Source organism: Mesorhizobium sp. M0800, from assembly GCF_040320095.1.
GTDB lineage: Bacteria > Pseudomonadota > Alphaproteobacteria > Rhizobiales > Rhizobiaceae > Mesorhizobium.
The window spans coordinates 36,598-61,404 of sequence record NZ_JAMYOZ010000036.1; the positions used below are offsets into that span (position 1 = coordinate 36,598).

At 64.6% G+C, this 24,807-nt stretch carries 24 protein-coding genes; 19 read left to right on the forward strand and 5 right to left on the reverse strand.

The window, feature by feature from the left end; genetic code table 11:
- Nucleotide 1: 1 nt before the first annotated feature.
- The 5 genes from sdhD (at nucleotide 2) to NKI18_RS28930 (ending at nucleotide 4,339) form a co-directional block, all read left to right on the forward strand.
- On the forward strand, nucleotides 2-397 hold the full coding sequence (gene sdhD / locus NKI18_RS28910) for a succinate dehydrogenase, hydrophobic membrane anchor protein (RefSeq protein WP_292663226.1): 396 nt from the start codon (nucleotides 2-4) through the stop codon (nucleotides 395-397).
- Nucleotides 398-401: 4 nt separating this feature from the next.
- Nucleotides 402-2,240 (forward strand): succinate dehydrogenase flavoprotein subunit, encoded by a 1,839-nt coding sequence (gene sdhA / locus NKI18_RS28915; protein WP_352620386.1) that lies wholly within the window; start codon nucleotides 402-404, stop codon nucleotides 2,238-2,240.
- Between the two features lie 2 nt (nucleotides 2,241-2,242).
- The gene (locus NKI18_RS28920) at nucleotides 2,243-2,680 is read left to right on the forward strand and encodes a DUF3052 domain-containing protein (RefSeq protein ID WP_352620387.1); all 438 of its coding nucleotides are present in this window, start codon (nucleotides 2,243-2,245) and stop codon (nucleotides 2,678-2,680) included.
- Nucleotides 2,680-3,459, forward strand: a complete 780-nt coding sequence (locus NKI18_RS28925) for a succinate dehydrogenase iron-sulfur subunit (protein WP_023679764.1) — start codon at nucleotides 2,680-2,682, stop codon at nucleotides 3,457-3,459. Before NKI18_RS28920 ends, NKI18_RS28925 begins: the two co-directional genes overlap by 1 nt.
- A 238-nt stretch (nucleotides 3,460-3,697) precedes the next feature.
- The gene (locus NKI18_RS28930) at nucleotides 3,698-4,339 is read left to right on the forward strand and encodes a YceH family protein (RefSeq protein ID WP_352620389.1); all 642 of its coding nucleotides are present in this window, start codon (nucleotides 3,698-3,700) and stop codon (nucleotides 4,337-4,339) included.
- Nucleotides 4,340-4,552: 213 nt separating this feature from the next.
- On the opposite strand, the gene NKI18_RS28935 is transcribed toward NKI18_RS28930, so the two are convergent.
- Complete coding sequence (locus tag NKI18_RS28935; protein ID WP_031212702.1) at nucleotides 4,553-4,978, reverse strand: OsmC family protein; 426 nt, start codon at nucleotides 4,976-4,978, stop codon at nucleotides 4,553-4,555.
- Between the two features lie 222 nt (nucleotides 4,979-5,200).
- On the opposite strand from NKI18_RS28935, the gene NKI18_RS28940 reads away from it, so the two are divergent.
- The 3 genes from NKI18_RS28940 (at nucleotide 5,201) to NKI18_RS28950 (ending at nucleotide 6,454) form a co-directional block, all read left to right on the forward strand.
- On the forward strand, nucleotides 5,201-5,440 hold the full coding sequence (locus tag NKI18_RS28940; RefSeq protein WP_352450153.1) for a hypothetical protein: 240 nt from the start codon (nucleotides 5,201-5,203) through the stop codon (nucleotides 5,438-5,440).
- A 2-nt stretch (nucleotides 5,441-5,442) separates the two neighbouring features.
- Nucleotides 5,443-5,799 (forward strand): YciI family protein, encoded by a 357-nt coding sequence (locus NKI18_RS28945; RefSeq protein WP_352620391.1) that lies wholly within the window; start codon nucleotides 5,443-5,445, stop codon nucleotides 5,797-5,799.
- 127 nt (nucleotides 5,800-5,926) lie between these two features.
- On the forward strand, nucleotides 5,927-6,454 hold the full coding sequence (locus NKI18_RS28950) for a hypothetical protein (RefSeq protein ID WP_352620393.1): 528 nt from the start codon (nucleotides 5,927-5,929) through the stop codon (nucleotides 6,452-6,454).
- A 142-nt stretch (nucleotides 6,455-6,596) separates the two neighbouring features.
- Here NKI18_RS28950 and NKI18_RS28955 read toward each other — a convergent pair whose 3' ends face one another.
- A complete protein-coding gene (locus NKI18_RS28955; RefSeq protein WP_352620395.1) occupies nucleotides 6,597-7,841 on the reverse strand; it encodes a ubiquinone biosynthesis hydroxylase in 1,245 nt (414 codons plus the stop codon).
- A 101-nt stretch (nucleotides 7,842-7,942) separates the two neighbouring features.
- On the opposite strand from NKI18_RS28955, the gene tesB reads away from it, so the two are divergent.
- The 6 genes from tesB to NKI18_RS28985 all read left to right on the forward strand — a co-directional run bounded on the left by tesB (nucleotide 7,943) and on the right by NKI18_RS28985 (nucleotide 15,506).
- A complete protein-coding gene (tesB, locus tag NKI18_RS28960; RefSeq protein WP_031212697.1) occupies nucleotides 7,943-8,818 on the forward strand; it encodes an acyl-CoA thioesterase II in 876 nt (291 codons plus the stop codon).
- A 219-nt stretch (nucleotides 8,819-9,037) separates the two neighbouring features.
- Nucleotides 9,038-9,376: a P-II family nitrogen regulator gene (locus NKI18_RS28965; RefSeq protein WP_023679755.1), complete on the forward strand. Its 339-nt coding sequence runs from the start codon at nucleotides 9,038-9,040 to the stop codon at nucleotides 9,374-9,376.
- Between the two features lie 49 nt (nucleotides 9,377-9,425).
- Nucleotides 9,426-10,748, forward strand: coding sequence for an ammonium transporter (locus tag NKI18_RS28970; protein ID WP_352620416.1), 1,323 nt, complete (start codon nucleotides 9,426-9,428; stop codon nucleotides 10,746-10,748).
- A gap of 341 nt (nucleotides 10,749-11,089) precedes the next feature.
- A complete protein-coding gene (locus NKI18_RS28975) occupies nucleotides 11,090-13,747 on the forward strand; it encodes an FtsK/SpoIIIE family DNA translocase (protein WP_352620397.1) in 2,658 nt (885 codons plus the stop codon).
- A gap of 134 nt (nucleotides 13,748-13,881) precedes the next feature.
- Nucleotides 13,882-14,565 (forward strand): outer membrane lipoprotein carrier protein LolA, encoded by a 684-nt coding sequence (locus tag NKI18_RS28980; RefSeq protein ID WP_352620399.1) that lies wholly within the window; start codon nucleotides 13,882-13,884, stop codon nucleotides 14,563-14,565.
- A gap of 134 nt (nucleotides 14,566-14,699) precedes the next feature.
- Nucleotides 14,700-15,506: an exodeoxyribonuclease III gene (locus NKI18_RS28985; protein ID WP_352620401.1), complete on the forward strand. Its 807-nt coding sequence runs from the start codon at nucleotides 14,700-14,702 to the stop codon at nucleotides 15,504-15,506.
- A 20-nt stretch (nucleotides 15,507-15,526) separates the two neighbouring features.
- On the opposite strand, the gene NKI18_RS28990 is transcribed toward NKI18_RS28985, so the two are convergent.
- Genes NKI18_RS28990 through NKI18_RS29000 form a run of 3 tightly spaced genes read right to left on the reverse strand, consistent with a single transcriptional unit; the run spans nucleotide 15,527 to nucleotide 18,706 of the window.
- Nucleotides 15,527-16,378, reverse strand: coding sequence for a TIGR01459 family HAD-type hydrolase (locus NKI18_RS28990; RefSeq protein WP_352620403.1), 852 nt, complete (start codon nucleotides 16,376-16,378; stop codon nucleotides 15,527-15,529).
- Entirely contained in the window at nucleotides 16,375-17,661 is a 1,287-nt protein-coding gene (locus tag NKI18_RS28995; protein WP_352620405.1) for an FGGY-family carbohydrate kinase, read from the reverse strand. Before NKI18_RS28995 ends, NKI18_RS28990 begins: the two co-directional genes overlap by 4 nt.
- Nucleotide 17,662: 1 nt before the next feature.
- Nucleotides 17,663-18,706, reverse strand: coding sequence for a class II aldolase/adducin family protein (locus NKI18_RS29000; RefSeq protein ID WP_352620407.1), 1,044 nt, complete (start codon nucleotides 18,704-18,706; stop codon nucleotides 17,663-17,665).
- Between the two features lie 227 nt (nucleotides 18,707-18,933).
- Here NKI18_RS29000 and NKI18_RS29005 point away from each other — a divergent pair, with 227 nt between their 5' ends.
- The 5 genes from NKI18_RS29005 to NKI18_RS29025 all read left to right on the forward strand — a co-directional run bounded on the left by NKI18_RS29005 (nucleotide 18,934) and on the right by NKI18_RS29025 (nucleotide 24,656).
- On the forward strand, nucleotides 18,934-19,716 hold the full coding sequence (locus NKI18_RS29005) for a DeoR/GlpR family DNA-binding transcription regulator (RefSeq protein ID WP_023680486.1): 783 nt from the start codon (nucleotides 18,934-18,936) through the stop codon (nucleotides 19,714-19,716).
- Complete coding sequence (locus tag NKI18_RS29010; protein ID WP_352620409.1) at nucleotides 19,713-21,092, forward strand: FGGY-family carbohydrate kinase; 1,380 nt, start codon at nucleotides 19,713-19,715, stop codon at nucleotides 21,090-21,092. The genes NKI18_RS29005 and NKI18_RS29010 overlap by 4 nt, the downstream gene beginning before the upstream one ends.
- The gene (locus NKI18_RS29015; RefSeq protein ID WP_352620410.1) at nucleotides 21,089-22,633 is read left to right on the forward strand and encodes a sugar ABC transporter ATP-binding protein; all 1,545 of its coding nucleotides are present in this window, start codon (nucleotides 21,089-21,091) and stop codon (nucleotides 22,631-22,633) included. The genes NKI18_RS29010 and NKI18_RS29015 overlap by 4 nt, the downstream gene beginning before the upstream one ends.
- A gap of 20 nt (nucleotides 22,634-22,653) precedes the next feature.
- Complete coding sequence (locus NKI18_RS29020; protein ID WP_502894527.1) at nucleotides 22,654-23,631, forward strand: ABC transporter permease subunit; 978 nt, start codon at nucleotides 22,654-22,656, stop codon at nucleotides 23,629-23,631.
- An 86-nt stretch (nucleotides 23,632-23,717) separates the two neighbouring features.
- On the forward strand, nucleotides 23,718-24,656 hold the full coding sequence (locus NKI18_RS29025) for an ABC transporter substrate-binding protein (protein WP_352620412.1): 939 nt from the start codon (nucleotides 23,718-23,720) through the stop codon (nucleotides 24,654-24,656).
- Nucleotides 24,657-24,807 lie beyond the last annotated feature (151 nt).

A 24,807-nucleotide genomic window follows, 5' to 3' on the forward strand; every position in this document is an offset into this window, starting at 1 on the left:
CATGAACGGCAAGAACACCGACATGCGCACGCCGCTAGCCAAGGTCCGCGGCCTCGGTTCCGCCCGCGAGGGCACCGGCCATTTCTGGCGCCAGCGGCTGACGGCGATCTCCAACATCCCGCTGGTCCTGTTCTTCGTCGGCTTCCTGATCGCACTCAACGGCGCCAGCTATCTCGAGGTGCGCGCCGCACTTGCCAATCCGTTCGTTGCACTGGTGCTGGCGCTGGTGCTGTTGTCGGTGCTCTACCACATGCGGCTCGGCATGCAGGCGATCATCGAAGACTATGTGCATGGCGAAGGCACCAGGCTGGCGCTGCTCGCCCTCAACACATTCTTTCCCGTAGTCGTCGGCGTCGCTTCGGTCTTCGCCCTGCTTAAACTGGCATTTGGAGGCTGATTTTTTGGCCAAGGACGCGAAGAACGCCAACACGGCTTCCGCCTATAGCTATGTCGATCACAAATTCGACGTCGTGGTCGTCGGCGCCGGCGGCGCCGGCCTGCGCGCCGCGCTCGGCATGGCCGAACAGGGCCTGCGCACCGCCTGCATCACCAAAGTGTTCCCGACGCGCTCGCATACTGTTGCGGCGCAGGGCGGCATCGCCGCCTCGCTCGCCAATATGGGTCCCGACAACTGGCAGTGGCATCTCTTCGACACCGTCAAAGGCTCAGATTGGCTGGGCGACACCGACGCTCAAGAATACATGGTGCGCGAAGCGCCGGCGGCGGTCTACGAGCTCGAGCACTACGGCGTTCCCTTCAGCCGCACCGAGGACGGGAAAATCTACCAGCGGCCGTTCGGCGGCATGATGATGAATTTCGGCGAGGGGCCGCCAGTGCAGCGCACCTGTGCGGCCGCCGACCGCACCGGCCACGCCATGCTGCACACGCTCTACGGCCAGTCGCTGAAGCACAATGCGCAGTTCTTCATCGAGTATTTCGCGCTCGACCTGATCATGGAGCCGGACGGCACCTGCGCCGGCGTCGTCGCCTGGAACCTCGACGACGGCACCATCCACCGCTTTTCGGCCAAGATGGTGGTGCTGGCGACCGGCGGCTATGGCCGCGCCTATTTCTCGGCCACCTCGGCGCATACCTGCACCGGCGATGGCGGCGGCATGGCCGCACGCGCAGGCCTGCCGCTGCAGGATATGGAGTTCGTGCAGTTCCACCCGACCGGCATATACGGCGCCGGCTGCCTGATCACCGAGGGCGCGCGCGGCGAGGGCGGCTATCTCGTCAATTCCGAGGGCGAGCGCTTCATGGAACGCTACGCGCCGTCGGCCAAGGATCTGGCTTCGCGCGACGTGGTCTCGCGCTGCATGACGCTGGAAATCCGCGAGGGCCGCGGCGTCGGCCCGAAAAAGGATCACATTTTCCTGCATCTCGACCATCTCGACCCGGCCGTTCTGCACGAGAGGCTTCCGGGTATTTCGGAATCGGCAAAGATCTTTGCCGGCGTCGACCTGACCAAGGAGCCGATCCCGGTGCTGCCGACGGTCCACTACAATATGGGCGGCGTGCCGACCAATTACTGGGGCGAGGTGCTGAACCCGACGGCGTCGAATCCGGACCAGGTGTCGCCCGGGCTGATGGCGGTCGGCGAAGCCGGCTGCGCCTCGGTGCACGGTGCTAACCGGCTGGGCTCCAACTCGCTGATCGACCTGGTGGTGTTCGGCCGTGCGGCGGCAATCCGGGCCGGCCAGGTGATCGACCGCACATCGGCGATCCCTTCGCCCAACGAGGCCGCCGTCGAAAAGATCATGGACCGCTTCGACCGGCTGCGTCACGCCAACGGCTCGACGCCGACAGCGGTTTTGCGCGAAAAGATGCAGAAGGCGATGCAGGAGGACGCGGCGGTGTTCCGCACCCAGGAATCGCTGGAAAGCGGCTGCAGGCGCATTTCGCAGATCTGGGGTGAACTCGGCGACGTCAAGGTGTTTGACCGCTCGATGATCTGGAACTCCGACCTGGTCGAGACGCTGGAGCTGGAAAACCTGATGGCCAACGCCATCACCACCGTCTACGGCGCCGAGGCGCGCAAGGAAAGCCGCGGCGCGCACGCGCGGGAGGACTTTTCGGTCCGCGACGACGCCAACTGGCGCAAGCATACGCTGGCTCGGCTCAACGAGGCCGGCGAGGTGGCGCTCACCTACCGGCCGGTGCACACCGAAACGCTGCTTAAGGAAGCAGACGGCGGCATCAACCCGGCCAAGATCGCGCCAAAGGCCAGGGTGTATTGACGATGGCGCTGGCGGTTGCGGGATATTCCGGCACGCCTCTTCCGGCCAAGCTCGGCCTGAAGGACGGGATGACTGCGGCCTTCATCGCGCTGCCGGCGGAACTGGACGATCTGGCCGACGCCGTCGATTTTGCCGGTGTCGACCGACTGGCCGACTGGTCGGCGATTTCGGGCATTCGCCAGAAATATGATGCCGTTCACGCCTTCACCATGCAGCGCATCGAGATCGAGGACCGTCTTGGCGACGTCGAAGCGGCGATCAAGCGGGACGGCATGGTCTGGGTCTCTTGGCCGAAGAAGGCATCGAAAGTGCCGACCGACGTCACCGAGGACGTTATCCGCACAGAGGCGCTGAAGCTCGACCTCGTCGACGTCAAGGTCGCCGCCGTGAACGAGATCTGGTCCGGGCTGAAGCTCGTCATCCGAAAGGACCTGAGGTAATGGTCGAACTCACGCTTCCGAAAAACTCGAAGATCATGGCCGGAAAATCCTGGCCGAAGCCGGAGGGCGCGACCAACCTGCGCGAATACCGCATCTACCGCTGGTCGCCGGACGATGACGAGAACCCGCGCATGGATACGTATTTCGTCGACATGGACGATTGCGGGCCGATGGTGCTCGACGCGCTGCTCTGGATCAAGAACAAGATCGATCCGACGCTGACGCTGCGCCGCTCCTGCCGCGAAGGCATTTGCGGCTCGTGCGCCATGAACATCGACGGGTCGAACACGCTGGCCTGCACCAAGGGCTGCGACGACATTTCCGGCGCGATCAAGGTCTATCCGCTACCGCACATGGCTGTGGTCAAGGACCTGGTGCCCGACCTCACCAATTTCTACGCCCAGCACGCCTCGATCGAGCCGTGGCTGAAGACGGTGTCGCCCGAGCCGGCCAAGGAATGGCTGCAGAGCCATGAGGACCGCGAAAAGCTCGACGGGCTCTACGAGTGCATATTGTGCGCCTGCTGCTCGACCTCCTGCCCGAGCTACTGGTGGAACGGCGAGCGCTATCTCGGCCCGGCGACGCTGCTGCAGGCCTATCGCTGGCTGATCGATTCCAGGGACGAGGCGACGGGCGAGCGGCTCGACAATCTCGAAGACCCGTTCCGGCTCTATCGCTGCCACACCATCATGAACTGCGCCCAGACTTGCCCCAAAGGGCTCAACCCGGCCAAGGCGATCGCCGAGATCAAGAAGATGATGGTGGAGCGACGGGTTTAGGCGGCGGGCGGGTTGCAGCCGAGATCGTCTCGTCCGTAGCGATCCTTCGCGCCCCCTCTGTCCTGCCGGACATCTCCCCCTCAAGGGGGGAGATTAGCAGCGTGGAGGACAGCGCCCTTTCTGCAGCCTTGAAAAGTGGCGAAGCGGTGATGACAGCCAATCTCCCCACTAGAGGGGGAGATGTCCGGCAGGACAGAGGGGGGCGCTGTCCCGCCGAGTTCGAAAGGATAGCAAACTTATGACCGATATCGACCTTCCCATCCTCTCTCCCATCGAAGCCCGCGTGCTCGGCTGCCTTATCGAGAAGAAGGAGCTGACGCCGGACGTCTATCCGCTGACGCTCAATGCGGCACATGCGGCGGCCAACCAGAAGACGGCGCGCGAGCCGGTGATGTCGGTCGAACTTGGCGAGGTCAGAAGAGCGCTTGGCCAGCTCGAGCAGAAGGGCCTAGTCAGGCAGGTGTTCGCGTCGCGCGTCGAGCGCTACGAGCATGTGGTGGCGCAGCGCTTTTCCCTGACCTCGGCGCAGATCGCGCTGCTCGGCCTGTTGCTGCTGCGCGGCCCGCAGACGGCCTATGAATTGCTGGCGCGAAGCGAGCGCATGGCGCGGCTGCCATCGATCGACGAGCTTCGCGGCAATCTCGATCTGCTGATCGGCCGCCGGCCACCGCTGGTGCAGCCGATCGATCGCGGCCCAGGCCAGCGCGAGGATCGCTATGTCCATCTGCTCAGCGGGCCGCCGCAGCTGCCGGCTGCCGCAGCGCCCCTGCAGTCGTCCCCGCCGGCGTCGGATCTGGAGACGCGCGTGCAGGCCCTCGAGGAGGAGGTCGCGGCATTGCGCGCCCGTCTCGACGCACTCGTTGACGAAAAAAGCCAATAATCATTCGAGAGGTTGGCGGGACAGCGCCCCCCTCTGTCCTGCCGGACATCTCCCCCACGAGGGGGGAGATTGGCAGCTTCGCCGTCCCGCCTCTCATTCAGCGTTGGAGATTGGCGAAAGCCAGGATGACGGCCAATCTCCCCACTCGTGGGGGAGATGCCCGGCAGGGCAGAGGGGGGCGCGAAGGATCGCCCGCTTTCCGCAGACCAGCTCTCAGCCGAGCCTGGCGTCGAGCGATACTTTGATGGCGCCGAGCGCTTTCGAGACCGGGCATTCGGCCTTGGCCTTCTCGGCCAATTCCTTGAACTTGGCGGCATCGATGCCCGGTACCTTGCCGACCAGGGTGATCGCGCTGCCGGTGATGCCGGTGCCGGGAACCAGCGTTACCACGGCCTTGGCGTCGAGTTCGGCGGCCGGAGTGCCGTTCTCGGCGAGAAAATGCGAAAGCTGCATGGCGTAGCAGCCGGCATGGGCGGCGGCGATCAGCTCTTCCGGGTTGGTGCCGGATTTGCCGCTCTCGTCCTCGAAACGCATCTTGGCGGAATAGGGCGTGCCCTTCAGCGTCCCGCTCTGTGTATCGAGCGTGCCTTTGCCTTCCTTGAAACTGCCTTTCCAAACGGCGTTGGCGGTGCGGTCCATCAATTCCTCCTTGATTGTCGTGATTGAGCCCGTGATCGGCATCCAGTCGACTATAGCGCGCGCCGGGGCGAAGGCCACCCACGCTTTCGTATCGGCGGCAGCGTGACACATCATGTCGAGCGAAAAAAAATTCGAAAAAAATACGCGTGCAAAATGTCGACTTCCATCTGTCCCGGCCGTCCTGCGGGCGGCCATGGACTTGGTGGCCGGATGGAGGATCAAATGAACAATCTGTTTTCTGCTCACTGGACAAGCACCGGCCACAGGGCCGGTGAACAACAAGCCGACTGGTCGCGCCTGCAGCCTTCCGGCTTCGGCCGATTGCTTGCGGCGATTGCCATTATCGGGATTGCGGTATCTCTTCTCGACTATGCTGCGGCCGGTCTCGATTCTGCGGCAGGCAAGGGCTCCGCGGAGATTTCCGTAGCCTCGTCTTCGGCTTCAAGCCAGGAATGGAGATAAAAATGAAGTATGTTTGCCTGGTCTATGGTGAAGAAAAAGATCTCTACGCAATGACGCCCGAGACGCTGGCCAAGCTCGACGCCGATTCGATGGCTCATGACCGGTCATTGGACCAACGCGGGATGCTAATCATCGCGCAGGCGCTGCAATCGGTGAAAACGTCGAAAACCGTTCGCAGGCGCAAGGGCAAGCGGCTGGTCACCGACGGCCCCTTCGCCGAAACCAAGGAGCAGTTGCTCGGTTTCTTCATGATCGAGGCCGAGAGCCTCGACGAGGCGCTGGAGATCGCGGGCGAGATTCCGCTCGCCGAAATCGGCACGATCGAGGTGCGGGCGATCTACAACGTGCCGGGGTCGTAGGGATGTCCCGATAAGATCCTTAGCAAAGTGATGGCGGCCGATGACTGGCGCAGATCGACGCAACTTTTGCGTGTTGAAGCGAAGCAATACTTCTCCTATCGTCGCCCGAGATTGGGGGATCTTGGGCATGCATATATTGATTGCTGCTATCGGCCTGCTGGGGGCAGCGGCGTTCTGGTGGTACCGGCTGAAGACCATGAACGACGCGGCGCGTGAGGTTGCCGACGTCGTTGGCCGCGTCCAGGGCAATGTCCGCCGCAAGAAACTGCGCAAGCAGGCGGCGCTCTCGCCGCTGACGGCGATCGACGATCCGGTCGTCGCCGCTGCGACGCTGATCACCGCGATTGTTTCCGAGCATGGTCCTGTGCTGCCGCAACGCGAAGCCGCCATTCGATCGGTGATCTCGGAGATCGCCGACAAAAAGCAGACCGATGAAGCCGTGATCTACGCCAAATGGGCGGCGTCACAGATCGATGATGCCACGATCGTCATCGACAAGCTGGCGCCGTTCCTGCGCGAACGGCTCGACGCGGCCGAAAGGAGCGATCTGCTGCGGATGGTCAGCCGTGCGGCGGAAGCCGGCGGACAAAACCTGCAGATTCCCGACCAGCGCATGCTGCGGCTGCGCCAGAAGCTGGGCTTCGAGGTCAACTAAGTTCCCTGACACGGAAATTTGGCAGACCGCATGGCGATTAAGCCGAGACGCCTGATCGCTTCGTCATCCTGGGGTCTTCTCTCCGCTTCGCTTCGCGTCGCTACGCCCAAGGATGACGAAGTTGGGAAGCTTCAGGGCCTGTTTAGATCGCCTCGCCCTTCAACAGTTTCGGCGTGTCGCCGGACAGACCCGACGCCTGGCGGATGAAAAACCCCTTCAGCCGGGGCATGCGCTCGACGAGGCCGAGGCCGATGTCGCGCAAAGTGCGCAGCGGGCCGAAATCGTTGGAAAACATCCGGTTCAGCACATCGGTGGTGATGCCCATCTGCACCGTGTCGAAACGCCGCCATTGCTGGTAGCGCTCGAGCACGTCGAGCGCGCCGATGTCCTGGCCGAGCCGGTCGGCCTCGACCACCACTTCGGCCAGCGCCGCCACGTCCTTGAAGCCGAGATTGAGACCCTGGCCGGCGATCGGGTGGATGCCGTGGGCGGCGTCGCCGGCCAAGGCGATGCGCGGCGCGACGAAGGCGCGCGCAATGATCAGCCCGAGCGGCCAGGCACGCGGCTTGTCGGCGATATGGATTTCTCCGAGTTTCAGGCCAAAGCGCTGCTCGAGCTCATATTCCAGGACCAGCGCGTCGCCACTGACCAGTTTCTCGGCATCCTGCGACCGTTCGACCCAGACGATCGACGAGCGGTTGGTGCCGTCCTTGCCCGGCTTGAGCGGCAGCGTGGCAAACGGGCCTGCGGGAAGGAAATGCTCTTCGGCGCGGCCGTTGTGCGGCCGCTCGTGCGCCACCGTGCAGACGATGCCGGACTGGCCATACTCCCATTTCACCGTCTTGATGCCGGCCATGTCGCGCAGCTTCGAATTGACGCCGTCGGCGGCAACCAGCAGCCGCGCCTTCAGCGTCGCGCCGTCGGCAAGATGCACGGTTATGCCGGCGCCGTTGATGTCGAAGGCGCTGACGGCGACGCCTTCGATGATGCCGATGCCGAGTTGTTCGGCGCGCCGGCGCAAGGCGCCGTTCAAATCCTTGTTGGCGACCATATGCGCAAAGGGTTCGCCGGGCGCGACCTCGCCGTCGAAGGTGAGGAACACCGGGCGGACCGGATCGGATGTGCGCGAATCGGTGACAATCATTTCGGTGATTGCCTGCGCCTCCGGCGCGATCTCGTTCCAGACGCCGAGCTGGTCGAGCATGCGGCACGCGGCGGCGGCAATCGCCGAGGCGCGGCCGTCCTGCTGCCAGACGCCGGCGGGTGCTGCATCGACGATGGCGACGGCGAGGCTCGGCCGCGCCTGCTTCAGCGACACGGCGGCGGCCAAGCCGATATAACCGGCGCCGGCGACCAGAACGTCGAGCGAATTCTTGCTGTCGACCATGGGCAATTCCTTTCGCAGCCTGACTGTCGCCGGGCATTCCGCCCTTGACTGCCCGCTGTTCCTGTCGGAAACCGCCATGGTAATTTTGCGGCGAGGTCAAGATGACGGCAGCCATGGACGAGCTTCTCGGCATTCTCGACCTCGAGCAGCTGGAACACAACCTGTATCGTGGTCGCAGCCCCAAGCTCGATTGGCAGCGCATCTTCGGCGGCCAGACCATCGCCCAGGCGCTGGTCGCCGCGCAGCGAACGGTCGAGCCCGAGCGCCACGTGCATTCGCTGCATGGCTATTTCATGCGGCCGGGCGACACCAAGGTGCCTATCATTTACGAGGTCGACCGCATCCGTGACGGCGGCTCCTTCACCACGCGCCGCGTCGTGGCGATCCAGCACGGCCAGGCGATCTTTTCGCTGGAAGCCTCGTTCCAGCAGGATGAGGTCGGCCTGGAACATCAGGTGCCGATGCCGCAGGACGTGCCGGCGCCCGACACGTTGCTGTCGCAGCGCGAATTGCTGGGCAAGTTCGGCGAAGCCGTGCCCGACGGCATCAAGCGCTATTGGGAGCGCGACCGGCCGATCGAGATGAAGCCGGTGATGCTGAAGCATTATACCAGCCGGGAAAAGCTCGAGCCGAAGCAGAACATCTGGATCCGCACCACCGGCCCGGTGCCGGCCGACCGCGCCACGCAGGCGGCCGTGCTCGCTTACCTCTCGGATATGACGCTGCTCGACACCTCGACCTTTGCCCATGGCCGCGCCATTTTCGATCGTGATATCCAGGCAGCCAGCCTCGACCACGCCATGTGGTTCCACCGCAGCCATCCGCTCGACGACTGGATGCTGTACACGCAAGACAGCCCGTCGACGCAAGGATCGCGTGGCTTTACCCGCGGCTCGCTGTTTGCCCGCGACGGCACCTTGATCGCCTCGGTTGCCCAAGAAGGACTCATCCGGCTGAAGCGGCCGCCTGCGGAGTAGGCATTTTTCGAAATTTGCCTATTTTTTAAGCATATGCACTGCCGCGCCTGTGAACAGGCAGTCGACAAACCTTCCCGATTTCCTTGTTTAACAACAGCTTAACACCCTGCTTCGGCAATTGGCACGGAGCTTGAATCCTAGCGGGCACTCTCCGGCTCTCATGGGGATCGGCGAAGTCGTGCAAACGCGGGGACCCGCAACAGCAAAGGGTGAAACCTTATGAAGATCGTGATGGCAATCATAAAGCCGTTCAAGCTCGACGAGGTGCGCGAGGCGCTCACCGCAGTCGGCATCCAGGGCCTGACCGTCACCGAAGTAAAAGGCTACGGACGTCAGAAGGGGCACACGGAAATCTATCGCGGGGCGGAATACGCGGTCAGCTTCCTGCCGAAGATCAAGATCGAAGTCGCGGTCGCTGTCGACATGGTCGACAAGGCCGTCGAAGCCATCACCGCGGCGGCCAAGACCGGCCAGATCGGCGACGGCAAGATCTTCGTTTTCGGCATCGACCAGGCGGTGCGCATTCGCACCGGCGAAACAGACACCGACGCGCTTTGAGCTGCGGATACGTATTCCAATGGAGAGTTCAATGAATATTCCTTCCACCTTGAAGATAACGGGACGCGCGGCCGTTTTAGGTTCGCTCGCTCTCGCTGCACTGGGCACGGTTGCTGCGTTCGCGCAGGAAGCGGCACCGGCGGCACCGGCTGCCCCTGCGCCCGCGCTCGACACCGGCAACACAGCCTGGATGCTGACCTCGACGGCGCTGGTGCTGATGATGACCGTACCGGGCCTGGCGCTGTTTTATGGCGGCATGGTGCGCAAAAAGAACGTGCTCGCCACCATCATGCAGAGCTTTGCCATCACCTGTCTGGTGACGGTGCTGTGGTTCATGTTCGGCTACTCGCTGGCCTTCTCGGATGGCGGCGGCATGAATGCCTATCTCGGCGGCTTCTCGAAGTTCTTCCACAACGGCATCACCACCTCCTCGCTGTGGCTGCCGGGCGTGGCGAACATTCCTGAGTTCGTCTTCTCGATGTTCCAGATGACCTTCGCCATCATCACGCCGGCGCTGATTGCCGGCGCCTTCGCCGAACGCATGAAGTTCTCGGCGCTGCTCATCTTCATGGGCGCGTGGCTGCTGGTGGTCTACGCCCCGATCGCGCACTGGGTGTGGGGCGGCGGCTTCCTCGGCACAGCCGGCGTTCTCGATTTCGCCGGCGGCACGGTCGTTCACATCAATGCCGGTGTTGCCGGCCTGGTCTGCGCGCTGGTTCTCGGCAAACGTGAAGGCTACGGCACCACCAACATGGCGCCGCACAACCTCGTCTACTCCGTCATCGGCGCTTCGCTGCTGTGGGTCGGCTGGTTCGGCTTCAACGCCGGCTCGGAACTGGCCGCCGACGGCCTTGCCGGTGCCGCGATGCTGAACACCCAGGTTGCCGCTGCCGCTGCGGCGCTCGCCTGGATGTTCGCCGAATGGATCGTCGCCAAGAAGCCGAGCATTCTTGGCATCATCTCGGGCGCCGTCGCCGGCCTGGTCGCGGTGACGCCGGCTTCCGGTTTCGTCAATCCGACCGGCGCCTTCATCGTCGGCATCGTCGCCGGCGTGCTCTGCTACGTCTCGGCCGTCAAGCTCAAGCACGCGTTCGGCTATGACGACTCGCTCGATGCATTCGGCGTGCACGGCATCGGCGGCATCATCGGTGCATTGCTGACCGGCGTGCTCGCCGATCCGGCGATCAACAGCCTTGGCTCGGGTGCCTCTGTCGGCAAGCAGCTCTACGGTATCGTCTTCACCATCCTGTGGACGGCGATCGCGAGCTTCGTGATCCTCTATATCGTCAAGGCGCTGGTCGGCCTGCGTCCTTCCACCCAGGAAGAGGTCGAAGGCCTCGACATCAGCCAGCACGGCGAAGTGGTGCCGTGAGGTTTATTGGCTGGCACCGGCGTTTTGCCGGTGCCGGGAAGATCCCGTCGTGATGCTCCCGAAAGGGCTCACGCCTTGAGGCCCGGAAACCTTCCGGGCCTCTTTTTTGTGCGCAGTCGGCCGTTATGGCTCGATCACAATCGCTTGATCAAGGTGCTCGATCCGCCGGCGGCGTGAAACAGCGGCCGCAGCGGCTCCGAACTGTGGTGGCGGTCGCCCGTTCCGGTGACGCAGAATGCCCATGGTTAATGCGCCCTTAACCTTCCCGCCGCTAGTCTGACAGCCGAATCTGCCGTGTTGCGCGTCCGCGCCCGGCCGGGCAACGACAGACGAGGAAGAGCATGCGTTCAGGGGCTTCAGCACCGCTTGCGCTGGCCGATACGGGGCACGGCATCCGGGCGTTCGCGAGGCGCCAGGTCGGGCGCCTGGTCGGTGCCGGGCTGTTTGCTCTGGTTGGCTTCGGCGTCGCCGCCCTTGCCACCTGGAACGTCGCCGATCCGAGCTTTTCGCACGCCACCGACAATATCGTCACCAATGCAATGGGTTATGCCGGCGCCGTCTTTTCCGACATTGCCATGCAGTTCTTCGGACTTGCCGCCGTTGCGGCGCTGGTGCCGGCGGTGATCTGGGGATTTCTGCTGTTTACCGCGCGCGGCGTCGACCGGCTGCCGAAACGGGCGCTGGCCTGGTTCGGGTTTTCGCTGCTTGGCGCGGCAATTGCCGGCTGCGTGGTGCCGCCCAAGACCTGGCCGCTGCCGACCGGCCTCGGCGGCGTCTTCGGCGACATGGTGCTCAATATCCCGGGCCTGGTCATCGGCGGCTATCCGACCGGCCTCGTCGCCAGCGTGCTCGCCGTGCTCCTGGCAGCGCCGGCGCTGTGGGTATTCTTGTATGGCTCGGCGCTGATTTCGCGCAAGAACGGCTTTGCGGTACTCGAACAGCCTGCAGTGCCCGATCCGCAGGACGACCTGCTTTTCGACAATGAAGAGGACGAGGGCGACGAAGGTATATTGGCGCTTGGCGCCATCACCCACTGGTGGCTGTCGCTGCGGGCCTATCTGCGCCGCCGCGCCGCGCGCCGGCGCGAGCGCGACGATTTCGAGCCGGAGATAGAACCGCGCCCCAGCGCCTGGCGGCGGGCGGCCGAACGGGTCGAATCGGCCGAGTTCGCCGAGGCGCGGATGAGCCCGGGCGGGCGCGCCCGCGTCGAGCCGGAATTCTTCGCCGCCATGGTCAACGACCGCAGTGCCTCGATCGACCCTGACGATGCCGACGTCTTCGATAACGACGACAATGACGACGACATGGATTTCGCGCCCGAGCCGGCCGGCCAGCGCCGCGCCGCGCCAACGGCCAAGGTGCAGAACTTCCGTTCCGACGCGGCGACACGCGTCGAGGCGCCGGCGCCGCGGCCGGCCCCCGGCGCCCGCGTCCAGCGCGAGGCGCAGACTTCGCTGATCGGCTCGGAGAAATTCGAGATGCCGTCGCTGCACTTCCTGTCGGAACCAAAGAACGTGGTGCGCGACGCCAGCCTGTCCAAGGACGCGCTGGAGCAGAACGCCCGCCTGCTCGAGGGCGTGCTGGAGGATTTCGGCGTCAAGGGCGAAATCATCCATGTCCGTCCGGGTCCGGTCGTCACGCTTTACGAGCTGGAACCCGCGCCCGGCATCAAATCGTCGCGGGTCATCGGCCTGTCCGACGACATCGCCCGCTCGATGAGCGCCATCGCCTGCCGTGTCGCCGTGGTGCCCGGCCGCAACGCGATCGGCATCGAATTGCCGAACGCCAGGCGCGAGACGGTCTATTTGCGCGAGATCATGGCCAGCCGCGATTTCGAAACCACCAAGGCCAAGCTGGCGCTGGCGCTGGGCAAGACCATCAATGGCGAGGCGGTGATCGTCGACATCGCCAAAATGCCGCACGTGCTGGTCGCCGGCACCACCGGCTCGGGCAAGTCCGTCGCCATCAACACCATGATCCTGTCGCTGCTCTACCGGCTGACGCCGCAGGACTGCCGGCTGATCATGATCGATCCAAAGATGCTGGAGCTCTCGGTCTATGACGGCATTCCGCATCTTCTGACGCCGGTCGTCACCGATCCGAAGAAGGCGGTGGTGGCGCTGAAATGGACCGTGCGGGAGATGGAGGACCGCTACCGCAAGATGTCCAAGGTCGGCGTCCGCAACATCGACGGCTTCAACGCGCGCGTGCAGCAGGCCGAGAAAAAGGGCGAAAGGATCTCGCGCACCGTGCAGACCGGCTTCGACCGCCAAACCGGCGAGGCGATCTACGAGACGGAGAACCTCGACCTCGAGCCGATGCCCTACATCGTCGTCATCATCGACGAGATGGCCGATTTGATGATGGTCGCCGGCAAGGACATCGAAGGCGCGGTGCAGCGCCTGGCGCAGATGGCGCGCGCCGCCGGCATCCATGTCATCATGGCGACGCAGCGGCCGTCGGTCGACGTCATCACCGGCACCATCAAGGCGAATTTCCCGACCCGCATCTCCTTCCAGGTGACATCGAAGATCGACAGCCGCACCATCCTGGGCGAGCAGGGAGCCGAACAGCTGCTCGGCATGGGCGACATGCTCTACATGGCCGGCGGCGGCCGCATCCAGCGCGTGCACGGTCCCTTCGTCTCCGACGACGAGGTGGAGAAAATTGTCGCGCATCTGAAGCTGCAGGGCGTGCCGGAATATCTCGACGCCATCACCGAGGACGACGACAAGGATGACGATGAGCCGACGGGCAAAGGCAGTGGCGGCGGCGACGGCGGTAATTTCGAGGATTCCGACGATCCCTACGACCAGGCGGTCGCGGTGGTGCTGCGCGACGGCAAGGCCTCGACCAGCTACATCCAGCGCCGGCTCGGCATCGGCTACAACCGCGCCGCCTCGATCATCGAGAAGATGGAGAAGGAAGGCATTGTCGGCCCGGCCAACCATGCCGGAAAACGCGAAATCCTGGTGCCGACGGAGGACGACAAGTTCTAGAGCGCGTCCGCGCCGGCAACTTTGAACCTTTTGGCGCGTTGCAGCGGGCGGGCGCCGTGCGGCCCGCCAAACTTAAGCCCAACTGGGGGGCCAGACCAATATAACGAGCAAGCAATCAGATGATGGTGACCGGCATGAAAAACGCAACTCTCGCCCCAAGCAGGGATTTCGCCCCAACCCGCCGGCAGGTGCTCGGCCTCGGCCTGGTCCTGGCCGGTGCGGCGGCCGCCAACCTCGTGCCCGGCTTCCAGTTACTGGCGTCGGCGCAAGCAGCGGTTCCGGCGACGGCGCAGAAGATCGCCGATCATTTCTCCTCGGTCAAATCGATGAGCGGCGAGTTCGTGCAGTTCGGACCCAAGGGCGAGCAGACCGGCGGCAAGTTCTTTCTGGAACGGCCGGGCAAGATCCGCTTCAATTACGACGGCGCCTCGAATTTCAGGGTGATTTCCGACGGCAAGTCGGTGGTCATCCTCAACAAGAAGCTGCAGACCTCCGACCTCTATCCGCTGTCGAAGACGCCGCTGAAGCTGCTGCTCGACGACAAGATCGATCTGTCGGGCGGGCGCGTCAGAAGCGTCAAGGAAGAGGACGATCTCACCACCATCCAGCTTGCCGACAAATCGGTGTTCGGCAATTCGAAGATCACCATGATGTTCGATCCGAAATCTTATGAATTGCGGCAGTGGACCATCACCGATGCGCAAGGCAAGGACACGACGGTGATGATCTTCAACACCAAGGAGGGCGTCAGCTTCGCCCCCGACACCTTCGCCATCGACTATACGGCGAACCGCGAGCTGAACACCAAGACGCGGTAACTTGCTACTGCTGCGGGATGGCTTTTCCGCGTTGGTGCGGGCGGCTTGTTTTTGCGGTGCGCGGCTGGCAGTAGTTTCCGCGATTGACTTCCGTCGGAGCCATCCGGCGGATCTTGCGTTGTCCGGAACCCCACATGCCGTTCTCCGTCGCTACCTGGAACATCAACTCCGTCCGGCTGCGTATGCCGATCGTCGAACGCCTGCTGGTCGAGCAGGCGCCGGACGTGCTCTGCCTGCAGGAAACCAAGGTTCCGGACGAATTGTTTCCGGAGAAGGCGTTCCGCAAGCTCGGCTACGAGCACATCGCCTTCCATGGCCAGAAGGGCTATCACGGCGTTGCCACCATAGCGCGGCGGCCGATCGAGGTGGTCGAAAAGCGCCGCTTCTGCGAGATCGACGACAGCCGGCATCTGTCGGTCACCGTCAACGCCGGCGGCAAAACGATCCTGCTGCACAATTTCTACGTTCCGGCCGGCGGCGACGAGCCCGACGCGGCCGTCAACCGCAAGTTCAAGCACAAGCTCGATTTCGTTGCCGAGATGAACGCCGTCCGCGCCGAGCATGACGAGCACTCCGGCTCGATCCTGGTCGGCGACCTCAACATCGCGCCGCTCGAGCACGATGTCTGGTCGCACAAGCAGCTCCTCAATGTCGTCAGCCATACGCCGGTCGAGACGGAAAACTTCGAGGCAATGCGGCTCGCCGGCGACTGGATCGACCTGATGCGGCTCAATGTGCCTTACGAGGAGAAACTCTACACCTGGTGGAGCTATCGCGCCCAGGATTGGCAGGCCTCAAATCGCGGCCGCCGCCTCGACCATGTCTGGTCGTCGCCAAACCTGGTGCCGCATTTTGCCGGCTATGAAATCCTGCGGCCGGCGCGCGGCTGGGAACGGCCCTCGGACCATGTGCCGGTGATCGGGCGTTTCAACCTGGATTAGCTTTGTCTCGCCTTAACAACTCAGCGAATCCTGAAGCTATCCGCGATGTAGTCGGGACGGGCATTCAGCGTGGCGAAAACGTCCTCCAGGTCAGGCGCCCCCGCCAATATGCCCGACAGGACCAGCGTCGTCGCGACGCCGACGCCGTTGCCGCCGGCGATGTCGTGCTCGACGCTGTCGCCGACGCAGACCACGCTGTCGCGCTCCGGGTGGCCCGCCAGTGCCAGCGCTGCCTCGAATATCTGCGGATTGGGCTTGCCAATGCGCGCCACGCTGCCGCCGAGGCGCTCATAGAGATCGGCGAGCCGGCCGGCGCCGAAGCGAGGGCCGACGGCAGTCAACATGATCTTGTCGGGATTGGTGCAGAAGCATGGCACCCGCCGCGCCGCCGCCGGACCAAGAAGCCGGCGATAATGGTCGAGGTCGTAGCGATCGCCCTCGCTGGCGGAAATCAGCACCAGTTCGGCATCGTCGCCGTCCTTGGCCAGGACGAAGGGCAGGCCGTCGACAGCCGAACGGTCATTGTCGCGGCGGATCAGCAGGCATTTTGTCTGCGGGCGCAGGGCTCCGGATGCTGCCATTTGGTGGAAGGAGCGCCACGCCACCTCGCCGGAGGAGACAAAGTGATCCCAGCTTCCCGGTTCGAAGCCGAGCTTCAGCAGGCGGCGCTCATTGGGTTGCGCCCGCTTGCCGGAATTCGAGATCAGTACGATGGTCTTGCCGGCGCGCTTGAGTGCCGACAACGCTTCGACAGCACCTGGATAGGCGCTGGTGCCGTCGTGCAGCACACCAAATTGGTCGAGCAGGAACACCTGATAGCGGTCGGTCAGCGCGGCGATGCCGTCGAGGTGTTGAATTGCCTTGGCCGTCATAAAAGCCCCGCTGCGCTTGCGCCCATCAGCGCCAGCCGCGCCGTGCCGGCAGCGGCCTCCTCCGAAAGAGCCGGCACGAGAGCGACGCCAAGCTTGCGCTGCCGGATCGCTGTCCAGGCCGGATTGGCCGCACCGCCGCCGACGCTCCTGACCGATGTCAGCCGGGGGGCGCCGAGTTCGGCAAGCCGGCGATAGCCGAGCGCTTCGATCGCCGCAATACCCTCGAACATCGCTTTCAGATAGTCGGCATCGTCGGCGGGCCGCGGCTCGAGGCGCGGCGGCAGCGCCGGATCGGCTATGGGGAAGCGTTCGCCCGGCGCCGGCAGCGGGTAATAATCGAGGCCGGTCTTCGTCGCCGGGTCGATTTTTTTGCTGAGTTCGACAATGCGGGCGACGGGGAAATGCTGGGCCAGCACCTTGCCGCCGGAGTTCGAGGCGCCGCCCGCCAGATAGGTGTCACCCAGCCGATGGCTGTAGATGCCGAATTGCGGCGCCGAGATCGGCCGGTCGCAGAGGATCTTGATGGTCAGCGACGAGCCGAGCGCGGTAACGCCGTCGCCCGCGGCACTCGCGCCGGTCGCCAGGAATGAGGCGCAGCCATCCGTCGTGCCGGCAACGATAACCACGTCGCGCGGCAGGCCGAACATTTTCGCAGCGCTGGCGGTGAGCGTGTCCGTGACATCGCCCGGCCGGACGACGCGGGGCAGGAATTCCATGCGCACGCCGGTCGCCGCGATCCAGTCCGGCCAGCGCCGGGCCTCGACGTCGTAGCCGGTCTTCAGGGCGTTGTTCTCGTCGCTGACATCGAAGCGGCCGGAAAACTGTCCGGCGATCCAGTCTGCCTGGTGCAGCACAGTGGCGACGCCGGGCAGGTGCTGGAAAGACAGCGCCTTGGCGAGACCGGAGGTCGCCCCAAGTGCAGCGCTCGTTGCCGGTGCCGCGCCGGCTATTGCTGTCAGAATCGTGTCGTCAGCGACCTTGTCGTTGTACATCAGCGGTTCGGCCAGCGGCCGCCCGGCGCCGTCGACCGGCAGCAGCGTGCCCGACGTACCGTCGACGGCGATCGAGCGCACTGCCGCGCGATCGATACATTTGAGCAGTTCCGCCAACGTCGCGCCGACCGCCTCCCACCATATGGCGGGGTCGCGGCCGTTCGGCCCAAATCGCTCGAGGGCAATAGCGGAATGCGCGGCAACGGAAAAATCCGAACGCATGGCGACGGCGCGCGCGCCGGATGTGCCGATGTCGATGCCGATGGCAAGCGGACCAGACGAACGCGGCATGTCAGCTGCCTCCGGCATTGAGTTTCTGGCGATATTTTTCGGCGTCCCAGTTGATCAGCTCGTCATTCTCCGCCGCTGTCAGATAATTCAGCTTCGCCGAGACATCGATCCGCGCTGTCACGTCGGAAAGGCAGCGCTGCATGGCTTCGGCACCGGCGCCGGCGTCGCCGCGCATCAACACGCCGAGTCCAGGAAACAAGATCGCCACGGGTGCGGCGCCGCAGCGCTCGATGACGCGCTTCACACCCTCGTCCGGTCTCGCCACGACCGAGCCTTCGCCGAGAAAGATGACGTGGTCGGGGTAGAGGCTGCCACCCGAAGCCATGCGGCAGCTTTCGTGGTCGATCGCCACCGCGTGGGCCTCAACGTCCGCCGGCAATCTGTAGTCGCTGTCGCCGGCGCGCGCCGTCAATGCCGCGATGTCCGGTTCCGCCACCTGGCGCGGCGGCCGCGCCAACAGTCGTGTCACGCGCCGCAGCAGCATGTCGGCCGCGGCGACGGTCTCGGCTGCAACGACCAGGCCGTGATTGCCGAGGATCAGCATATCCACGCCTGGCCGAAGGCGCTCGGCGATACCCTGCGCGAGCGGCAGTCCCGGCCGGCGATAGGGAACATACGCCCATTGATGGCCGTCGAGCCGCCTGGCGGCCTCGGCCTCGCAGTCGGCCTGCACGGCCAGCGAAATGGTCTCGACGCAGTGAACATGCAGAACGATGCGCTGCGGCATCAGCGCATGCACGGTGGTCTCGATCGACGGGCGCAAGCCGCGCGCGTTGAGGGCGCCGACAGTGAAGGCCTGCGGCTGTTCGGCGGCCGGGTCGCGCCGTTCGATGGCGTCGAGCAATGGCGGGATGCCGACCGGCACCATGATGTCCGCGATGAGCGCGTCCTTCAGCCAGGTGCCGGAGGCCTTGATCCAGAGCGTGTCGCCGGCTTTCAGCGAGGTGTTGCCGCCGGCGGCCTGGGTCAGATGCGGGTCGCTGCCGATGGCGGCCGAAAGCGACCGCAGCGCTGCCAGTTCCTGCGCATCCGCACTGATCGTCATCGAAATTCCTCCACAAACCTGCCGCGTGGCCACGGCTTTGGACGTCCCGGTGCCGGGACGAAGACCGACGCTGGTATCGCAGATGCGAGTAAGTTACGTCAACAGTGATGTTATCGCGTCAGATCAGGCTTGCAATCCGAGGCGCGTTGAGTAAGTTGCACCAATTGCCGTGCAAAATGGCAATGCGTGCAAAATGCTTGGGAGGCAAGCGCATTGGGAGGTAAGGGTTGAGCGACTCCGGCCGCCAGCGCCAGATTGTCGAGCTTTTGCGGGACCGGCCTTTCGCATCGGTGCGCGAGCTGCAGGAGCGGCTTGGCGTGTCGGCGGCGACAGTGCGGCGCGACATCGACAAGATCGACGAGGCCGGCGAAGCGCGCAAGGTCTATGGCGGCATCTCGGCGCTCGATGGCGCTTCGCAAGCCGGCGTCGCTTATGCCAGGCCCTATGACGAGAACCGCGACCTCGCCGTCGAGGCCAAGCGGCAGATCGCCGCTCTCGCCGCCACCATGGTGCGCGACGGCGACGCGGTCATCGTGCATGGCGGTTCGACCTGCTTCCATCTCGGCGTCAAGCTCGCCGACCGCAACATCCGGCTCTACACCAACTCGATGCCGCTCGCGGCCTATCTCAGCGACCACGGCCATTGCAGCCTCACCGTCGCCGGCGGCGAACTGCACCGCGAGCCGGGCATCATCCATTCGCTGACGCAGACGGTGCCGTTCTACGCCTCGAAGTTCTTTCTCGGCGCGCAAGGCATCGGCCAGGAAGGCCTTCTGGAATCGCACCCGCTGCTGGTCCGCTCGATCGTCGAGCTCAGCCTCTGCGCCGACCAGATCGTCGTGCTGGCCGACAGCCGAAAACTGTCGATCCACGCGCGCAATGTGGCACTGCCGCTGTCGCGGATCGGCACGCTGGTCACCGATGACGGCCTGTCCGAGACAGATGCCCGCATGCTCGAAGATGCCGGCGTCATGGTGCGGATCGCGGCTTCCTCGGGAGGCGCCCAGTGAACATCGCCGTCCTCGATTTCGGCAAGACCAATTCGAAGCTGTTCGTCTTCGGCCAGGACGGACAGATCCTCGACGAGCGCCGCACCCAGCCGAGCTGGATCCGCAAAGGCGGCTTCAGCGTGCTCGACGAGCCAGCGCTGCACGACTGGGCGGCTCGCGCCATCGATGATGCAGTCGACACGCATGGCGTGGAAGGGCTGATGGTATCCGGCCATGGCTGCACCTTCGCGTTGGTCGACGAAGCCGCGCTGACGCATCCGATCCTCGATTACGAGCAGGAACCGCCAGCTGAAATCGCCGCGCAGATCGACCGCCGCATTCCGGATTTTGCCGAGACCTTTTCGCCGCGCCTGCCGCTTGGCTTCAACTACGGCCGCCACATGTTGTGGCTGAAGGAGGTGGAGCCCGGTGCCTTCGCCACAGCGAAATCGATCCTCGGCTACCCCCAATATTGGTGCTGGCGGTTTGGCGGCCGGCCGGTATCGGAAGTGTCGTATCTTGGCTGCCACTCGCATTTATGGGCGCCGCGCAAACGCGATTTCAGCTCGCTGGTCGATGCCGAGGGCTGGCGCGGCCAGATGCCCGCCTTCGAGCGTGCCGGCGCGGTGATCGGCGAGCAGCGCTTCGGCCAGGCCGCGAAGCCAGTCGCCATCCATAATGGCGTCCACGACAGCAATGCCGCGCTCCATGCCTACCGCCGGCAGCAGCTCGGGCCGGTGACCGTGGTCTCGACCGGCACCTGGGTGGTCGTGCTCAATCCGGACTGCCCGCTCGATGCACTCGACGGCGAGCGCGACATGCTGGTCAATGTCGATGTCGATGGCGGCCCGGTGCCAACCGTCCGCTTCATGGGCGGGCGCGAATTCGCCACGATCAGCGCCGGCTGGCAGGGCGCAATCGCGCCGTCATCGATACAACGGGTGATCGACGCCGGCATTATGGCGCTGCCGAGCTTCGCGCCCGGCGGCCCGATGCCGCACCGCCGCGGCGAACTGGTCGGGCGTACGCCCAATGCCGAGGAACGCGCGGCCATGGCGCTGCTCTATGTCGCGCTGATGGTCGATCTGTGCCTCGAGCTGATCCATTCGGACAACACAGTGATCGTCGACGGCGGCCTGAACAATGGCGGGCTGCTTGCCGCGTTGCTGGCGCAGTTGCGGCCCGGGCAGGCTTTCCTGCAGGGCGCAACGCTGGAGGGCAGCGCCACCGGTGCTGCCGCACTTGCCTTCGAAAGCGTCGGACGCGAGTTTGCCACCGAAGCGCCGGAGGCGGTGCATGCGGCAAGTTTCAGCGGCCTTGCCGGCTATCGCAACGACTGGCGCGGCCTTGCCGCCGACCGGGCTGTGGCCAGCGCAGCTGCAGGAGGTGCGCGATGAGCGCCGCCGCCCGGATCGAGACGGTGCGCCAGCCGGTGCTGGAGATGCGCCACATCTCCAAGACGTTCGGTGCGATCCGCGCCTTGCACGATGTGTCGCTGACCGTTCACGCCGGCGAGCTGCACGCGCTGATGGGCGAAAACGGTGCCGGCAAGTCGACGCTGATGAAGGTGCTGTCCGGCGCCTACCGGCCGGACCCCGGCGGCGAAATCCTGATCGACGGCGTGCCGGCCGCGACTGGCGACCCGATCAAGGCGCGCGCCGCCGGCATTGCGGTCATCTATCAGGAGCTGTCGCTGGCGCCTAATCTGTCGGTAGCGCAGAACATTTTTCTCGGCAACGAGCCGCGACGGTTCGGCGTTGTCGACCGCGAGCAGTGCAATCGGCGCGCCAGCGAGATCATCGCGCGGCTCGGCGTGACCTTCTCGGCGCGCACTCCGGTCGCAAGCCTGTCGCTCGGCGAGCGACAGCTGGTGGAAATCGCCCGCGCACTGTCGACCAATGCGCGCATCATCGTCATGGACGAGCCGACCACGTCGCTGACCTCGCGTGAGACCGACCGGCTGTTCGAGGTGATCGCAACGCTGAAGTCGCAAGGCATCGCCATCATCTACATCAGCCACCGCATGGAAGAGGTCTACCAGCTCGCCGACCGCGTCAGCGTGCTACGCGACAGCGGCTATGTCGGCACGCTCGACCGCGCCGACCTGAACGCCTCGCGCCTGGTGTCGATGATGGTCGGGCGCGATCTGTCGACGTTCTACAAGAAGGATCACCGTCCGCCGGACAGCAAGCGCGCCATCGCGCTGTCGGTGCGCGACATGTCGGACGGCAATCTCATAAAGAATTGTTCCTTCGACCTCCACAAGGGCGAGGTGCTGGCACTGGCCGGCCTGGTCGGCTCGGGCCGCACCGAACTGGCACGGCTGATCTTCGGCGCCGACAGGCACACATCAGGCACGCTGGAGCTCGGCGGCAAACCGATATCCATCGGTTCGCCGAGCGAGGCGCTCGATGCCGGCATCGCCTACCTGACCGAGGACCGCAAGCAACTTGGCCTGTTTCTCGACATGTCCATCTCCGACAATATCAGCATGGGCGTGCTGGCAAAGGACGCGAACGCCGGCGGTTTGCGCGACTTCACGGCTGCCGAAAAGCGCGCCGCCAAGGCGGTGTCAGACCTCTCCATCCGCACCAGCTCGGTGCAGGCCAATGCCGGCTCGCTGTCGGGCGGCAACCAGCAGAAGGTGCTGCTCGCCCGCCTGCTGGAAACCGAGCCGCAGGTCGTCATCCTCGATGAGCCGACCCGCGGCGTCGATGTCGGGGCGAAGTCGGAAATCTATCGGCTGATCGACAACCTGGCCAAGAAAGGCATCGCCATCCTGATGATCTCCAGCGAACTGCCGGAGGTGATCGGCATCGCCGACCGCGTGCTGGTGATGCGCGACGGCACCATTGCCGGCGAGGTGACGGCGTCGGAGGGCGAGCCGCTGCGGCAGGAAGCGATCATGGAACTTGCAACGGGAGCGGCTCAGCGATGACCGACAAGGTGGCCGACACGATGAAAGCGGACGACCGGGCGGTCGGCAGGAGCACGAGGTGGCGTACCGCCATCGCCGCACTCGGCATGCTGCCGATCCTGATCCTGCTGGCGGTCGGCTTCCAGTTCATCAATCCGCGCTTTTTCACCCAGACCAATCTGCTGATCGTCATGCAGCAATCGTCGATCAACATCGTGCTGGCCGCCGGCATGACCTTCGTCATCCTGACCGGCGGCATCGACCTGTCCGTCGGCTCGATCCTTGCCGCCTCGGCGATGGTGGCGGTGATGGTGTCGCTGGTGCCCGATTGGGGACTGCTGGGCGTGCCCGCGGCCATTCTCGTCGGGCTCGGTTTCGGCGTCATCAACGGGCTGCTGATCGCCTATATCAAGCTGCCGCCGTTCATCGTCACGCTGGGATCGCTGACCGCCGTGCGCGGCGTCGCCCGCCTGCTCGGCCAGGACACGACGGTGTTCAACGCGGACCTGCCGTTCGACTTCATCGGCAACGGTTCGCTGTTCGGCATTCCGTGGCTGGTAATCATCGCGCTGGCGGTCGTCGTCCTGTCCTGGCTGGTGCTCAAGCGCACCGTGCTCGGCACCTGGATCTACGCCGTCGGCGGCAACGCCGAGGCCGCCAGGCTGACCGGCATCAAGGTGCCGCTGGTGCTGCTCTTCGTCTACGGCGTTTCCGGCCTTCTGGCCGGCCTTGGCGGCGCCATGTCGGCGGCCCGGCTCTATGCCGCCAACGGGCTTCAGCTCGGCCAGTCCTACGAACTCGACGCCATTGCCGCAGTCATCCTCGGCGGCACCAGTTTCGTCGGCGGTGTCGGCTCGATCTGGGGCACGCTGATCGGCGGCCTGATCATCGCCGTGCTGTCCAACGGGCTCATCCTCGCCGGTGTTTCGGACATCTGGCAGTACATCATCAAGGGATTGGTCATCATCGTGGCGGTCGCCCTCGACCGTTACCGGCTCCAGGCAGGAGCGAGAACGTGATGGCCCTTAGTCGCCGGCATCCAACGAGCCGGTTTCATGTGTAACGCACCGTGAGAGGCGCGGGGCATCAGGAGGAAAATAAAACAATGAAGACCATCGCTAAACTGCTCTGCAGCGTCGCCCTTGCGGCCGCCGTAATCGCGCCGGCATCGGCAAAGGATCTGAACAAGGTCGGCATCTCGGTCGGACTGCTCGGCAACCCGTTCTTCGTCGCCACCATCAAGGGCATCGAGGACGCGGCCAAGAAGATCAACCCGAATGTGCAGGTGACCTCGGTATCGGCCGACTACGATCTCAACAAGCAGGTATCGCAGGTCGATTCCTTCATCGCTGCCGGTGTCGACGTCATCATGCTCAACGCAGTCGATGCCAAGGCGATCGCGCCGGCGGTGAAGAAGGCGCAGGCGGCCGGCATCGTCGTTGCCGCTTTCGACGTTTCGGCGCCGGGCGCCGACGTCACCGTGATGACCAACAACGTCAAGGCCGGCGAAGAGGCGTGCCAGTATCTGGTCGATAATACCGGCGGCAAGGGCGACTATGTCATCCTCAATGGCCCGGCCTCGTCGTCGATCCTGGAGCGGGTCAAGGGCTGCAAGGACGTGCTGGCAAAGCACCCCGACATCAAGGTCCTTTCCGACGACCAGAACGCCGAAGGCTCGCGTGACGGCGGCCTGAAAGTGTTCCAGTCGCTGCTGACGCGTTTCGACAAGATCGACGCGGTCTTCGCCATCAACGATCCGACGGCGATCGGCGCCCAGCTTGCGGCCAAGCAGCTCAACCGCTCGGAGTTCATCTTCACCGCGGTCGACGGTGCACCCGATATCGAGAAGGAACTCGCCTCCGGCACGTCGATGATCAAGGCCTCGGCCTCGCAGGATCCCTATGTGATGGCCGGCCAGTCGCTGACGATGGCGGCTGACCTGCTTGCCGGCAAGAAGCCGGCCGAGCCGACGGTGCTGCTCGACCCGAAGCTGATCACGGCCGACAATTTGAAGGATTACAAGGGCTGGACCGCGGCTCGCTAAGCCTCCCAAGCCTGGTGGGGGCGGGGGGGACGGGCGCCCCGGTTTTTTGGGGGAGAGGGGTTGGGCAAACGCGTTTGGCTTTGGGGGGGTGGGAATTAAAGGGGACGATAAAGTTGCGCCTAGGGAGCCCCACCGTATGAGGGGGGGGGCG

Coding starts and splice junctions, on each gene's coding strand:
- sdhD (WP_292663226.1), top strand. CDS start 2: ATGAACGGCAAGAACACCGACATGCGCACGCCGCTAGCCAAGGTCCGC.
- NKI18_RS28920 (WP_352620387.1), top strand. CDS start 2,243: ATGGCGCTGGCGGTTGCGGGATATTCCGGCACGCCTCTTCCGGCCAAG.
- NKI18_RS28925 (WP_023679764.1), top strand. CDS start 2,680: ATGGTCGAACTCACGCTTCCGAAAAACTCGAAGATCATGGCCGGAAAA.
- NKI18_RS28930 (WP_352620389.1), top strand. CDS start 3,698: ATGACCGATATCGACCTTCCCATCCTCTCTCCCATCGAAGCCCGCGTG.
- NKI18_RS28935 (WP_031212702.1), bottom strand. CDS start 4,978: ATGGACCGCACCGCCAACGCCGTTTGGAAAGGCAGTTTCAAGGAAGGC.
- NKI18_RS28940 (WP_352450153.1), top strand. CDS start 5,201: ATGAACAATCTGTTTTCTGCTCACTGGACAAGCACCGGCCACAGGGCC.
- NKI18_RS28945 (WP_352620391.1), top strand. CDS start 5,443: ATGAAGTATGTTTGCCTGGTCTATGGTGAAGAAAAAGATCTCTACGCA.
- NKI18_RS28950 (WP_352620393.1), top strand. CDS start 5,927: ATGCATATATTGATTGCTGCTATCGGCCTGCTGGGGGCAGCGGCGTTC.
- NKI18_RS28955 (WP_352620395.1), bottom strand. CDS start 7,841: ATGGTCGACAGCAAGAATTCGCTCGACGTTCTGGTCGCCGGCGCCGGT.
- tesB (WP_031212697.1), top strand. CDS start 7,943: ATGACGGCAGCCATGGACGAGCTTCTCGGCATTCTCGACCTCGAGCAG.
- NKI18_RS28965 (WP_023679755.1), top strand. CDS start 9,038: ATGAAGATCGTGATGGCAATCATAAAGCCGTTCAAGCTCGACGAGGTG.
- NKI18_RS28975 (WP_352620397.1), top strand. CDS start 11,090: ATGCGTTCAGGGGCTTCAGCACCGCTTGCGCTGGCCGATACGGGGCAC.
- NKI18_RS28980 (WP_352620399.1), top strand. CDS start 13,882: ATGAAAAACGCAACTCTCGCCCCAAGCAGGGATTTCGCCCCAACCCGC.
- NKI18_RS28985 (WP_352620401.1), top strand. CDS start 14,700: ATGCCGTTCTCCGTCGCTACCTGGAACATCAACTCCGTCCGGCTGCGT.
- NKI18_RS28990 (WP_352620403.1), bottom strand. CDS start 16,378: ATGACGGCCAAGGCAATTCAACACCTCGACGGCATCGCCGCGCTGACC.
- NKI18_RS28995 (WP_352620405.1), bottom strand. CDS start 17,661: ATGCCGCGTTCGTCTGGTCCGCTTGCCATCGGCATCGACATCGGCACA.
- NKI18_RS29000 (WP_352620407.1), bottom strand. CDS start 18,706: ATGACGATCAGTGCGGATGCGCAGGAACTGGCAGCGCTGCGGTCGCTT.
- NKI18_RS29015 (WP_352620410.1), top strand. CDS start 21,089: ATGAGCGCCGCCGCCCGGATCGAGACGGTGCGCCAGCCGGTGCTGGAG.
- NKI18_RS29020 (WP_502894527.1), top strand. CDS start 22,654: ATGAAAGCGGACGACCGGGCGGTCGGCAGGAGCACGAGGTGGCGTACC.
- NKI18_RS29025 (WP_352620412.1), top strand. CDS start 23,718: ATGAAGACCATCGCTAAACTGCTCTGCAGCGTCGCCCTTGCGGCCGCC.